Origin of the sequence: Streptomyces sp. NPDC093065 (genome assembly GCF_044754585.1) — a bacterium.
Lineage (GTDB): Bacteria > Actinomycetota > Actinomycetes > Streptomycetales > Streptomycetaceae > Streptomyces.
Genome location: NZ_JBIVPJ010000016.1, coordinates 114,511 through 127,801, shown reverse-complemented (window position 1 = coordinate 127,801; position 13,291 = coordinate 114,511). Strand labels below are relative to the sequence as shown.

The following is a 13,291-nucleotide window of genomic DNA, read 5'->3' as shown; positions in this document are numbered from 1 at the left end:
CGGCCGGTCAGGAGGCCTCCGGCTTGTCGTGCCCGGGGCCGTGGCCGCCCTCCTGGTGGTGGTTCGCGGACGGCGGGTTCTTCGGGTGGGTGCGCAGGCGGGCCGTGACGTCCTCGGGGGGCAGGAAGCGGGACCAGCGCTCCGGGAACTCGGAGGGCATGTCGGGGTCGCCCTCGTCGCTCACGGAGGTGCGGGCCACGTACTCGGCGACCTGGGCCTGGCGCAGCCGCTCGTTGGCCTCGCGGGCGGCGGCGGTGGCCGCGGCCGGCCACACCCGGTCGATGGCCGCGTTGACCGCCGCGCCGACGAGCACCGCGAACGCCGACACACCGATCCACAGGAGTACGGCGACGGGCGCGGCCAGGGAGCCGTAGATGGTGGGGCCCTCGACGGTGCTGGTGAGGTAGATGCGCAGCAGGAAGCTGCCCAGCACCCACATCGCGAGGGCGACCAGCGCGCCGGGGACGTCCTCGATCCACGGGGAGCGCACCGGTACGGAGACGTGGTACAGCGTGGTCAGGAAGGCCACGGACAGGACGATGACGACCGGCCAGTACAGGACCTGTACGACCGTCGTCGACCAGGGCACGACCCGCACCACGGCGTCCGGCCCGGCCACCATCAGCGGCAGCGCGATCGACCCGATCAGCAGGGCCACGATGAAGAGCAGGAAGGCCATCAGCCGGGTCCTGACGATGCCCCGGACGCCGTCGAGGCCGTACATCACGGTGATGGTGTCGATGAAGACGTTCACCGCGCGGGAGCCCGACCACAGGGCGAACAGGAAGCCGATGGAGATGACGTCGGGCCTGCCGCCCTTCATCACGTCGTCCAGGATCGGCTCGGTGATCTGCTTGACGCCCTTCTCGGAGAGCACCGCGCGGGAGGCGTCCAGGATGTTGTTGCGCAGGCTCTCGGTGGTGTCGGCGCCGATCCAGGAGTCGACGTAGCCGAGCAGGCCGAGGAGGCTCAGCAGCAGGGGCGGCACCGAGAGCAGGGTGAAGAACGCGGCCTCGGCGGCGAGGCCGAGGATGCGGTACTCCATGCACGAGTTGACCGTGTCCTTGAGCAGCAGCCAGGCGGTCCTGCGTTTGGAGACGTTCCGGTACAGAACTCGGGCACGGTGGAGCCGGCCCGAGGGCCGTTCGGGGGAGTCACTTGCTGGCTGCACGCCCTAAAGGTATCCGGCACTCGGGGCGGCACTCATCCGCGGACGCCCGGTGATCGCGGACCGGGCCCGTCGGGGCCCCGCGGCAGGGTAGGTTCACGTCCATGGCAGGCAGTACCCACACCGTGACGAATCAGGCGCCGCCGCTGACCGGCTACGACGTCTTCGCCGCCGACCGGGCCCTGACGGAGGCCGTCGAGCGGCACCTGGCGGCGGAGCTGCGCGAGGAGGCGGCCGCGGAGCTGTCCGGGACGGGCCGCGGCTGCGGGGCGCTCCAGACCCAGGAGTGGGGCGCGCAGGCCGACGCGAATCCACCGGTGCTGCGCACCCACGACCGGTACGGCCACCGCGTCGACGAGGTCGAATTCCATCCCGCCTGGCACCGGCTCCTCGGCAAGGGCGTCTCGGCGGGTCTGACCGACGCCTGGTCGCGGCCGGGCGGGCACGTGCGGCGTGCGGCGGCGTTCGTCCTGTGGACCCAGGTGGAGGCGGGCATCTGCTGTCCGCTGACGACGACCCACGCGGCGGTGCCCGCCCTGCGCGCCGACCCTGAGCTGGCCGCCGACTGGGAGCCCCGGCTGACCTCCCGGGTCTACGACCGGGAGCTGCGGCCGGCCCGTCTGAAGGCCGGGGTGCTGTTCGGGACGGACGTGACGGAGAAGCAGGGCGGCAGCGACGTACGGGCCGGCAGCACGTCGGCGCGGCCGCTGGCCGAGGCCGGGGCGTACGAGCTGACCGGGCACAAGTGGTTCTGCTCGGCGCCGATGTCGGACGCCTTCCTGGTGCTGGCGCGGGCTCCCGGGGGACCGACCTGCTTCCTGGTGCCGCGCGTGCTGGCGGACGGCACCCGCAACGTGTTCCTGATCCAGCGGCTCAAGGACAAGCTGGGCAACCGGTCCAACGCCTCGGCGGAGGTCGAGTTCGCCGGGACCTGGGCGCGCCGGGTCGGCGAGGAGGGGCGCGGGGTGGCCACGGTCGCCGAGACGGTGGCGGCGACGCGGCTGGACTGCGTGCTGGGCTCGGCGGGTCTGATGCGGCAGGCGGTGGCGCAGGCGGTGCACCACTGCACGTACCGGGAGGCGTCCGGCGGGAAGCTGGCCGACAAGCCGCTGATGCGCAACGTCCTCGCGGACCTCGCGATCGAGTCGGAGGCGGCGACCGTCCTCGGGATGCGGCTGGCGGCGGCCTGCGACGCCGCCGGCGAGGGCGACGAGCGGGAACGGGCGCTGCTGCGCCTCGCGGTGCCGGCGGCCAAGTACTGGGTGGCCAAGCGGTGCGCGCCGGTGGCGGTGGAGGCGGCCGAGTGCCTGGGCGGCAACGGGTACGTCGAGGAGTCCGGTCTGCCCCGGCTGGTGCGCGAGTCGCCGCTGAACTCGATCCGGGAGGGCGCCGGGAACGTGCAGGCACTGGACGTGCTGCGGACGCTGGGGCGGGAGCCGGCGGTGCTGGACGCGTACCTGACGGAGGTGGGCGCGGCGCGCGGGGCCGATCACCGGCTGGACTCGGCGATCCGGGGTCTGCTGACGGATCTGGCCGACCTCGCGGCCGCCGAGGGGCGGGCGCGGCTGCTGGCGGAACGGCTGGCGCTGGTGCTCCAGGGCGCGCTGCTGGTGCGGTACGCGCCGCCGGAGGTCGCCGACGCGTTCTGCGCCTCGCGGCTGGGCGGCGACGGGGGCGCGGCCTTCGGCACGCTGCCGCCGACGCTGGATCTGGCGGCGGTGGTGGAGCGGGCCCGGCCGGTGGCCTGATTCCGGCCGCGTGGCGCGGGGGTGGTGCTGCGCCGACACGGCACCACCCCCGCCACACGGGCCCGTTCAGGCCGCGTACGCCGCTCGGGACGGCGCGGTTCAAGTTTGGACACGCTCAGTGTCGTCCACCAGGGTTGCAGGGGGTTGCAACTTGCGGTCGGCTGTGTGCGGACTGTGCCCGCCCGGGGTGGGCAACCGGTCACTATGAGACGAACATTCGGCTTCCGGAAGGACGAGGTCCCGTGGCGCTCTCGCCCATGGACGTGACGCAGTTCGCCGCCGTCGACACGGCACGTGCGGCCCGGATGCTCAGCGAGATCCGCTCCGCGAGACTCTCGGGCGGTCGGGTTCCGGTGGCGCCGCGTCCGGTGATCGAGCAGTCCTGGGACCGGATGCTGCGCAGCGGCGTCGATCCGGAACACGACTTCCGCTCCGGGCTGCTGGCGCCGGAGGAGGTACGGCGGCGGCGCGAGGCCTCGGAGTTGCGGCATGTCGTGCCGGTGCTGCGGGAGGCGCTGCTGTCGGTCGCGGACGTGGCGCACCACATCATGGTGGTCGCGGACGAGGACGGCCGGGTGCTGTGGCGGGAGGGCAGCGCGCGGGTGCTGCGCCGGGCCGACGGGCTCGGGTTCGAACTCGGGGCGGACTGGCGGGAGGAGGTGGTCGGCACCAACGGCGTGGGGACGCCGGCGGTCACCCGGCGACCCGTACAGGTCTTCGCCTCCGAGCACTTCGTGCGGTCCCAGGCGACCTGGACCTGCGCCGGCGCGCCGATCACCGACCCGCGCAGCGGACGGCTGCTCGGTGTGGTCGACGTGAGCGGGCCGCTGGAGACGATGCATCCGGCGACGCTGGCCTGGGTGGACTCGGTGGCCAAGCTGGCGGAGGCCCGTCTGCGGGAGTTGCACACGCGGTCGCTGGAGCGGTTGCGGGCGGTGGCGGCACCGGTGCTGGCCCGGCTGGAGGGGCGGGCGCTGGTGGCGGACCGGGACGGCTGGACGGCGGCGGTGACGGGGATGCCGTACCTGGACCGGGTGGTGCTGCCCAAGTCTCCGGAGGCGGGGGCGCGGTGGCTGCCGGCGTTCGGGGCGTGCACGGTGGAGCCGCTGGCGGAGGGCTGGCTGGTGCGGGCCGCGGCGGGGCCGGTGCCGCAGGGTGCCGTCCGGATCGTCCTCGACCTCGGGCAGCCGCGCCGCTGGTCGGTACGGGTGCTGGGGGGAGCGGAGGACTGGGCGCGGGAACTGAGCCCGCGGCACGCGGAGTTGCTGTACCTGCTGGCGGTGCACCGGGGCGGGCGCAGCGCCGCCGGGCTGGCCGAGGACATGTTCGGCGACCCCGCCCGCACGGTGACGGTACGGGCGGAGATGTCGCGGGTGCGGCGGTACCTGGGGGCCTACCTGGAACACCGGCCGTATCGTTTCTGCGAGGACGCGGAGGTCGAGGTCCTGCTCCCGGCCGACCCCCGCGACCTGCTCCCCCACTCCACGGCACCGGCGGTACTGAAGGGGCGGACATCGGCGGACGCACTGCCGTAACGGCCACCGCCCCCGAACACCGACACCCACCCACGGCGACACCCCCCCCGTCGGGCCGCACCCCGAGCCGGCAACCGGGCCTGCGCCGACGGTCGGAGCCCGATCCCGCACTGGCGGTCGGAGCCCGGTCCGTACTCGCCACCCGCGGCCGACCCGCCGGGCCACCACCCGCCAGCCCCGCGCCCGGCCTCCTTGAGCAGCCTGCGTACGGCCTTGTCGTCGTCCGGCAGGGTGTTGACGCCCCGCAGCCGCAGTCCCGTGGCGGCGTCCCGGTCCCACGTGACGTCCGGGTCGTCCGGCCAGAACACGGTGGCGGGAGAGGACCAGGCCGGGTCCCAGGCGTCCTCGGCCTCCGCGAGCAGCGTCCACTCCTGCCCGCCCGCCGAGGCCGGCTCCAGGATCAGCCTGGCCGAGACAGCAACCGGCCCCGCACCGGCGAGTGGAGCCCGATCCGTACCGACAACGCCAACCGGCGACCGACCCGCCGCACCACCACCCGCCAGCCCCAGCTGCCGTGCCCCAAGACGGCAAACGGGCGGCCCGCGCCGACGGTCGGAGCCCGATCCCGCAACGGCGACGGCGCCCGAAAACCGACCGCCGGACCACCACCCGCCGACCCCGGCCGCCGAGCCCCGAGACGGCAACCCGCCCCGCACCAACGGTCGGAGCCCGATCCCGCACCCGCGGACGGAGTCCCGGCGACGGCACCCGGCGGACGACCTGCCGGGGCGCTGCCCGCCTTTGCCGGGGGACTCGCCCCGCGACTCTGCTCCCGGCGCCCCCACGGCGTGCCCGTCGCCCCCAGAGCGTCGTACAGGCGGGTCGATTGGTCGTAAAGGCGGGTTGATTTCGCATATTTGCAGCGTCCGCGTCCGCCGGGCCGTCCGTCTGCCGTAGCATCCTCTACGGACCGCCTCATCCGCTCCTCGGTCAACGCGACCACCGTCGAGCACAGTTGGTCCGGTGTCCGTGGAGGTTCTATGAAGCAGCGCGGCAGACACCGCCGGCGCAGACGGGGCAGGGCGCTGCGCGCGGCCCTGACCGGCGCGGCTCTCGCGCTGACCGGCGCGGCGACGCTGATCAGCGCCTCGCAGGCCACGGTCGCCGACGACCCCGGCACCCTCAAGCCCCTCACCTCCGCCGCCGACGCCGAGGCACTGCGGCTGACCGAGCACCGGGTGCCGACCGCCTGGCTCGACCGGCTCTCCACGGCGATGGGCGACCCGGTGGGCGTCGACACCGTCCTCGACTCCGCCGACCGCACCCTGCGCGACGCCGCCGACTGCACGGCCGGGGAGCGCGAGTCGCTGCCGGTCTCCCCCGCCGCCACCCGCGCCTACTGCTGGGACGACGCCGACACCGACGGCTGGCGCCCCGGTGCCGTCACCACCTCGGGAGAGGCCGAGGAGGACGGCCGCTGGGGCGGCCACCACGTCATCCTCTCCGCCTGGTCCCGCGACGACGGCACTCCTCAGGGCGGTCTCGCCCGGGTCTCCTTCGTCAACGCCGACGACCCCGGCCGGCTCGGCTACACCTCGGCCCTCCTCGCCGTACCGGTCGCCGGCGGCCACGACTACCGGGGGCTCGCCTCCCCCGTCACCGGCATGGTCTGGTACCAGGACAAGCTGCTCGTCACCACGGCCGCCGGGGACCGCGACGCGCTGTACGTGTACGACGTGGACCGGGTCCAGCGCGCCACCACCGCGGCGGACGCCGTCGGACGGGTGCCCGGCGGCTGGGCGGCGGGCGGCCACCGGTACGTACTGCCCGCCGTCGCCTCCTACCGGCTCCCCGACACCGACGACGCGGCCCGTCCCGGCGCGATCTCGCTGGACCGTGGTACGTCCCCCGCCAGCCTGGTGGCGAGTGAGCACGTGGAGGAGGACGGCGACCGGCCCACCCGGCTGTGGCGCTACCCGCTGCGCACCACCGCGGACCCCGAGCGCGGCGGACTGCCCGTCACGGACTCCGCCGGGCGCGTGAACGCGGTCGAGGCGTACGAGACCGGGGCGGCCGAGGTCGGCGGTGTGCTGTCGTACCGCCCGCCCGGCACGGCACGGACCGACTGGTACCTGGGACGCGCGGCCGGCGGACAGGACGGACGCGGGACGCTGTGGCGCCAGGACACGGAGGGCGCCCGGGTCTCGGAGTGCGGGGCGGACCAGTCCCAGCAGTGCTGGAGCGGCCGGGCGGGCTCGCTGTCGTACTCGGTGGCGACCGGCGAGGTCTGGTCCCAGTCCGGCCGGATGCTGTTCGCGCTGCCGCTGTCCTCGATCGAGGACGCGCTGGACTGACACGCCGTCGCGGGCACCGCCCGGGCCGCGCGGGCGGGGATCGACAGATCCGCGGAGCGGATGATTCCCTGACCGGCATGACCAACATCGCCGTGACCACATGGTCCCTGGAGCAGACGGCGCCCGCCGATCTGCTGCCGGCCGCCGCACCGGAGGGGGACGTCCGGATCGTCCGCTCCGAGGTGCCCTCCCCCGAGTTCAGCCGTTTCCTGTACGCCTCGGTCGGCGGCGACATCCGCTGGACGGACCGGCTCGGCTGGAGCCACGCGCGGTGGCGGGAGCACCTGGAGCGGCCGGGCGTGGAGACCTGGGTCGCCTACGACCGGGGCACGCCCGCCGGGTACGTGGAGCTGACGCCCGGGGACGACGGGGTCGTGGAGATCGAGTACTTCGGCCTGATCGCGGCCTTCCGCGGACGGCGCATCGGCGGCCACCTCCTCTCGTACGGCACCGCCCGCGCCTGGGACCTGGCGGATCGCTGGCCGGGGCTGGCCGGCACCAAGCGGGTGTGGCTGCACACGTGCAGCAAGGACGGCGAGTACGCCATGGACAACTACCAGCGCCGCGGCTTCCGTCTGTTCGACACCAAGGTGGAGGAGGAGGCGGACGTGGCCACCCCGGGACCGTGGCCCGGGGCTTTCCCCGCCTGACCTGCGCCGACACATCTGTTTTCGGCCGTCCGCCCAGCAGGTCACCGCGCATGTGACCAACGACACCCATGTCTCGCGCTACGAGACAAGGGTGTCCACATTTTGGATTAAGCTGGACCTGGTCCAGATCGCCGTGCCAGTCTTCCGTCATGCCTGGAACTGGAATTGCCTTGGTGAGTCGGCGGCACGTCGACCTCGGCCGCATGTCCAGCGCCATCTGTCCGGGCCGCTGAGAGCACCCTCCAGCACCTCCGGATTCCCCGCATTCGCCTCGCTCCCGCGCAATGACGCGCACGCGTGTCTCACGTACGCCCACGTAGTGCCATGCGCCATGCGCGCAGGTCAGAGCCGCATTCCGCCTGTTTCCAAAGGACGTGTCAAACCATGGCCGCCACTTCGCCCAAGCCTGCTGCCGCGAGCCCCCGCCGCAAGGTGAGCCGTCACCGCGGCGAGGGCCAGTGGGCGGCCGGGCACTTCACCCCGCTCAACGGCGCCGAGCAGTTCAAGAAGGACGACGACGGTCTCAACGTTCGGACACGTATTGAGACGATCTACTCCAAGCGCGGCTTCGACTCGATCGACCCCAACGACCTGCGCGGACGCTTCCGCTGGTGGGGCCTGTACACCCAGCGCCGCCCCGGCATCGACGGCGGCCGCACGGGTCTGCTGGAGCCGGAGGAGCTCGAGGACGAGTACTTCATGATGCGCGTGCGCATCACGGGCGGGCGCCTCACCACCGAGCAGCTGCGGACCGTCGGCGAGCTGTCCGAGTCCTACGCCCGCGGCACCGCCGACATCACCGACCGGCAGAACATCCAGTTCCACTGGGTCCGCATCGAGGACGTGCCCAGCATCTGGGAGCGGCTGGAGGCCGTGGGCCTGTCCACCACCGAGGCATGCGGCGACTGCCCGCGCGGCATGCTCGGCTCCCCGGTGGCCGGCGTCGCCGAGGACGAGATCATCGACGGCACGGCCGCCCTGGACGAGATCGCCCGCCGCTACCTGGGCGACCCGCGTTTCTCCAACCTGCCGCGCAAGTACAAGACCGCGGTCTCCGGCTCTCCGCTGCTCGACGTCGCCCACGAGATCAACGACATCTCCTTCGTCGGCGTGGTCCACCCCGAGCACGGCCCGGGCTTCGACCTGTGGGTCGGCGGCGGCCTGTCCACCAACCCCAAGTTCGGTGTGCGGCTGGGCGCCTGGGTGCCCGAGGCCGAGGTCCCGGACGTGTGGGAGGGCGTCACCTCGATCTTCCGCGACCACGGCTACCGGCGGCTGCGCAACCGCGCCCGCCTGAAGTTCCTGGTCGCCGACTGGGGCCCGGAGAAGTTCCGCCAGGTCCTCGAGGACGACTACCTGGGCCGCAAGCTGATCGACGGCCCGGCGCCCGAGATGCCGGCGCAGCAGTGGCGCGACCACATCGGAGTGCACCGCCAGAAGGACGGCCGCTTCTACGTGGGCTTCGCGCCGCGCGTGGGGCGCATGGACGGTTCGCTGCTCACCAAGGTCGCCGAGGTGGCCGAGAACCACGGCTCGGGCCGGGTCTCCACCACCGTCGAGCAGAAGATGATCGTCCTCGACGTGCCCGGCGACCGGGTCGACTCGCTCGTGGAGTCGCTGGAGGCGCTCGACCTGCGGGTCAAGCCCTCGCCGTTCCGGCGCGGCACGATGGCCTGCACCGGCATCGAGTTCTGCAAGCTCGCCATCGTCGAGACCAAGGAGCGCGGCAGCGACCTGATGGACGAGCTGGAGCGCCGGATGCCGGACTTCGACGAGCCCCTCACCATCAACATCAACGGCTGCCCGAACGCCTGCGCCCGCATCCAGACCGCGGACATCGGTCTCAAGGGCCAGCTGATGACCGACTCGGAGGGCCGTCAGGTCGGCGGCTACCAGGTCCACCTGGGCGGCGCCCTCGGCCTGGAGCCGAGCTTCGGCCGCAAGGTGCGCGGACTGAAGGTGACCTCCGACGACCTGCCGGACTACATCGAGCGCGTCCTCACCCGCTTCCAGGCCGAGCGCGAGGACGGCGAGCGCTTCGCCGCCTGGGCGGCCCGGGCCTCCGAGGAGGCCCTGTCGTGAGCGAGCGCGCCGCGCCCTTCTACTGCCCCTACTGCGGCGACGAGGATCTGCGTCCCGGTGAGCAGGGCCACGGGGCCTGGGAATGCGGGGCCTGCAACCGCGCATTCCAGCTGAAGTTCCTCGGGCTGCTCGCCCGGGGTCTTCAGCCCGACTCCACGGGAGGGGAACCGACATGACCGCGGTTCAGGAAGAACGTACGACCGAGGACCTCAGGGCACTCGCCGAGCGGGCGGGCCGCGAGCTGGAGGACGCCTCCGCGCTGGAGATCCTGCAGTGGGCGGCCGAGACGTTCGGCGACCGGTTCTGCGTGACCTCCTCCATGGAGGACGCGGTCGTCGCCCACCTCGCCTCGCGCGCCCTGCCCGGGGTGGACGTGGTGTTCCTCGACACCGGCTACCACTTCCCGGAGACCATCGGCACCCGCGACGCGGTCGAGGCCGTGATGGACGTGAACGTCGTCACGCTCACCCCGCGGCAGACGGTCGCCGAGCAGGACGCCGAGTACGGTCCGCGGCTGCACGAGCGCGACCCCGACCTGTGCTGCGCGCTGCGCAAGGTGAAGCCGCTGGAGGAGGGGCTGGCGGGCTACCGGGCCTGGGCGACCGGGCTGCGCCGCGACGAGTCCGAGACGCGGGCGAACACGCCGGTCGTCGGCTGGGACGAGAAGCGGGGCAAGGTGAAGATCTCGCCCATCGCCAAGTGGTCACAGGAAGATGTGCAAACGTACGTCACCGAGCACGGCGTCCTCACCAACCCGCTGCTCATGGACGGCTATGCCTCCGTGGGCTGCGCGCCCTGCACCCGTCGTGTGCTGGAGGGCGAGGACGCCCGCGCCGGACGCTGGGCGGGCCGCTCCAAGACCGAGTGCGGACTGCACGGCTGACATGACGACCATCACCGGACCATCGAGATCCAGGGAGAACCACGTGACGACCGGAGCCACCGTCTGGCTCACGGGGCTGCCCAGCGCCGGCAAGACCACCATCGCCCGCGAGCTGGCCGACCGCCTGCGTGAGGAGGGCCGGCGCGTCGAGCTGCTCGACGGCGACGAGATCCGCGAGTTCCTCTCCGCGGGCCTCGGCTTCGACCGCGCGGACCGGCACACCAACGTGCAGCGCATCGGCTTCGTCGCCGAACTGCTCGCCCGCAACGGCGTCACGGCCCTCGTCCCGGTGATCGCGCCGTACGCGGACAGCCGCGACGCGGTGCGCGGGCGTCACGAGGCGAACGGCACGGCTTACGTGGAGGTGCACGTGGCCACGCCCGTCGAGGTGTGCTCGGTACGTGACGTGAAGGGCCTGTACGCCAAGCAGGCCGCGGGCGAGCTGACGGGCCTCACCGGGGTGGACGACCCCTACGAGGAGCCCGTCAAGCCCGACCTGCGCATCGAGTCGCAGGACCAGACCGTGCGGGAGTCCGCCGCGGCGGTCCACGCCCTGCTCACCGAAAGGGGACTGGCATGACGACGTCCGTGACGTCCGCGGCCGCGGTGGAGGAGGGCAAGGGCAGCCCGTACGCCCTCTCCCACCTGGACGCGCTCGAGTCGGAGGCGGTGCACATCTTCCGTGAGGTGGCGGGCGAGTTCGAGCGGCCGGTGATCCTCTTCTCCGGCGGCAAGGACTCGATCCTGATGCTCCACCTGGCGCTGAAGGCCTTCGCCCCGGCGGCGGTGCCGTTCTCCCTGCTGCACGTGGACACCGGGCACAACTTCCCCGAGGTCCTGGACTACCGCGACCGCACCGTCGCCGAGCACGGGCTGCGCCTGCACGTGGCCTCCGTGCAGGACTACATCGACCGGGGTGTGCTGCGCGAGCGTCCCGACGGGACCCGTAACCCGCTGCAGACACTGCCGTTGACCGAGAAGATCCAGGCGGAGAGGTTCGACGCCGTCTTCGGCGGCGGACGCCGCGACGAGGAGAAGGCGCGGGCGAAGGAACGGGTGTTCTCGCTGCGGGACGAGTTCTCCCAGTGGGACCCGCGCCGCCAGCGCCCCGAGCTGTGGAACCTGTACAACGGCCGGCACGCCCCCGGCGAGCACGTGCGCGTCTTCCCGCTGTCCAACTGGACCGAGCTGGACGTGTGGCAGTACATCGCCCGCGAGGGCATCGAACTGCCCGGCATCTACTACGCCCACGAGCGCGAGGTCTTCGCCCGGGGCGGCATGTGGCTGACCGCCGGCGAGTGGGGCGGCCCCAAGGACGGCGAGACGGTCGAGAAGCGCAAGGTGCGTTACCGCACCGTCGGTGACATGTCCTGCACCGGGGCCGTCGACTCGGACGCCGACGGCATCGAGAAGGTGATCGCGGAGATCGCCGTCTCCCGCCTCACCGAGCGCGGCGCGACGCGCGCCGACGACAGGATGTCCGAGGCCGCGATGGAAGACCGCAAGCGCGAGGGGTACTTCTAACCATGACCAGCACCACCGAACCCGTCGAGCCCGCCCGGTCGGCCGAGTCCGCCGAGGCGCTGTCGGTGTGGCAGCTGTCGGAGACGACCCTGCTGCGCTTCGCCACCGCCGGATCCGTCGACGACGGCAAGTCCACACTGGTCGGCCGTCTCCTGCACGACTCCAAGTCGGTCCTCACCGACCAGCTGGAGGCCGTCGAGCGCGCCTCGGCGAGCCGCGGCCAGGAGGCGCCGGACCTCGCGCTGCTCACCGACGGCCTGCGCGCCGAGCGTGAGCAGGGCATCACCATCGACGTGGCCTACCGCTACTTCGCCACCCCGCGCCGCCGCTTCATCCTCGCCGACACCCCCGGGCACGTGCAGTACACCCGGAACATGGTCACCGGTGCCTCCACGGCCGAGCTGACGGTGATCCTCGTCGACGCCCGCAACGGCGTCGTGGAGCAGACCCGCCGGCACGCCGCGATCGCCGCCCTGCTGCGAGTCCCGCACGTCGTCCTCGCCGTCAACAAGATGGACCTGGTCGACTACAAGGAGTCCGTGTTCGCGAGGATCGCCGAGGAGTTCACGGCGTACGCCACCGAGCTGGGCGTCCCGGAGGTCACCGCCATCCCCATCTCGGCGCTCGCCGGGGACAACGTGGTCGAGGCCTCCGCGGTCATGGACTGGTACGGCGGCCCGACCGTCCTCGAACACCTGGAGACCGTGCCGGTCAGCCACGACCTGGCGCACTGCCACGCCCGGCTGCCCGTGCAGTACGTGATCCGGCCCCGCACCGCCGAGCACCCCGACTACCGCGGCTACGCCGGCCAGATCGCCGCGGGCACCTTCCGCGTCGGCGACGAGGTCACCGTGCTCCCCTCCGGGCGCACCTCGAAGGTCTCCGGCATCGACCTGCTGGGCGAGCCCGTCGACGCCGCCTGGACGCCGCAGTCGGTGACGCTGCTGCTGGAGGACGACATCGACGTCTCCCGCGGCGACCTGATCGTGCCCCGCCAGGACGCCCCGGCCACCAGCCAGGACGTCGAGGCCACCGTCTGCCACGTCGCCGACGCACCGCTCACCGTGGGCCACCGGGTGCTGCTCAAGCACGGCACTCGCACCGTCAAGGCCGTCGTCAAGGACATCCCGGCCCGGCTCACGCTGGACGACCTGTCCCTGCACCCGCACCCCGGGCAGCTCGCCGCCAACGACATCGGCCGCGTGAAGATCCGCACCGCCGAGCCGCTGCCCGCCGACTCCTACGCCGACTCGCGGCGCACCGGCTCGTTCATCCTCATCGACCCCGGCGACGGCACCACGCTCACCGCTGGCATGGTCGGCGAGTCCTTCGCCGCGCCGGAGCCGGTCAAGGACGCCGCCGACGACGACGGGTGGGACTTCTGAACATGGGCTCTCCCGATTTCTA

12 protein-coding genes are annotated in these 13,291 nt (G+C 72.8%); 11 read left to right on the top strand and 1 reads right to left on the bottom strand.

The genetic code is table 11. The features are described from left to right. Positions 1-7 precede the first annotated feature (7 nt). The gene (locus ACIQFU_RS25800; RefSeq protein WP_402554540.1) at positions 8-1,171 is read right to left on the bottom strand and encodes a YihY/virulence factor BrkB family protein; all 1,164 of its coding nucleotides are present in this window, start codon (positions 1,169-1,171) and stop codon (positions 8-10) included. Positions 1,172-1,272: 101 nt separating this feature from the next. On the opposite strand from ACIQFU_RS25800, the gene ACIQFU_RS25795 reads away from it, so the two are divergent. The 11 genes from ACIQFU_RS25795 to ACIQFU_RS25745 all read left to right on the top strand — a co-directional run bounded on the left by ACIQFU_RS25795 (position 1,273) and on the right by ACIQFU_RS25745 (position 13,269). Beyond that, positions 1,273-2,916, top strand: coding sequence for an acyl-CoA dehydrogenase family protein (locus ACIQFU_RS25795; RefSeq protein WP_402554539.1), 1,644 nt, complete (start codon positions 1,273-1,275; stop codon positions 2,914-2,916). 242 nt (positions 2,917-3,158) lie between these two features. Then, a complete protein-coding gene (locus tag ACIQFU_RS25790) occupies positions 3,159-4,451 on the top strand; it encodes a GAF domain-containing protein (protein ID WP_402554538.1) in 1,293 nt (430 codons plus the stop codon). A 980-nt stretch (positions 4,452-5,431) separates the two neighbouring features. After that, positions 5,432-6,745 carry a hypothetical protein gene (locus ACIQFU_RS25785; RefSeq protein WP_402554537.1) on the top strand — a complete coding sequence of 438 codons (1,314 nt, stop codon included), beginning with the start codon at positions 5,432-5,434 and terminating at the stop codon, positions 6,743-6,745. Positions 6,746-6,822: 77 nt separating this feature from the next. Next, positions 6,823-7,395: a GNAT family N-acetyltransferase gene (locus tag ACIQFU_RS25780; protein WP_402554536.1), complete on the top strand. Its 573-nt coding sequence runs from the start codon at positions 6,823-6,825 to the stop codon at positions 7,393-7,395. Positions 7,396-7,463: 68 nt separating this feature from the next. Further along, positions 7,464-7,628, top strand: coding sequence for a putative leader peptide (locus tag ACIQFU_RS25775; protein WP_402554535.1), 165 nt, complete (start codon positions 7,464-7,466; stop codon positions 7,626-7,628). A 151-nt stretch (positions 7,629-7,779) separates the two neighbouring features. Further along, the gene (locus ACIQFU_RS25770; RefSeq protein ID WP_402554534.1) at positions 7,780-9,477 is read left to right on the top strand and encodes a nitrite/sulfite reductase; all 1,698 of its coding nucleotides are present in this window, start codon (positions 7,780-7,782) and stop codon (positions 9,475-9,477) included. Next, positions 9,474-9,653, top strand: coding sequence for a hypothetical protein (locus ACIQFU_RS25765; protein WP_061441935.1), 180 nt, complete (start codon positions 9,474-9,476; stop codon positions 9,651-9,653). Before ACIQFU_RS25770 ends, ACIQFU_RS25765 begins: the two co-directional genes overlap by 4 nt. Then, entirely contained in the window at positions 9,650-10,360 is a 711-nt protein-coding gene (locus tag ACIQFU_RS25760) for a phosphoadenylyl-sulfate reductase (RefSeq protein WP_402554533.1), read from the top strand. The genes ACIQFU_RS25765 and ACIQFU_RS25760 overlap by 4 nt, the downstream gene beginning before the upstream one ends. Before the next feature lie 43 nt (positions 10,361-10,403). Further along, entirely contained in the window at positions 10,404-10,940 is a 537-nt protein-coding gene (cysC, locus tag ACIQFU_RS25755; protein WP_402554532.1) for an adenylyl-sulfate kinase, read from the top strand. After that, a complete protein-coding gene (gene cysD / locus ACIQFU_RS25750) occupies positions 10,937-11,884 on the top strand; it encodes a sulfate adenylyltransferase subunit CysD (protein ID WP_402554531.1) in 948 nt (315 codons plus the stop codon). The genes cysC and cysD overlap by 4 nt, the downstream gene beginning before the upstream one ends. A 2-nt stretch (positions 11,885-11,886) precedes the next feature. Continuing rightward, positions 11,887-13,269, top strand: a complete 1,383-nt coding sequence (locus ACIQFU_RS25745) for a sulfate adenylyltransferase subunit 1 (protein ID WP_402554530.1) — start codon at positions 11,887-11,889, stop codon at positions 13,267-13,269. The last annotated feature ends 22 nt before the right edge of the window (positions 13,270-13,291 follow it).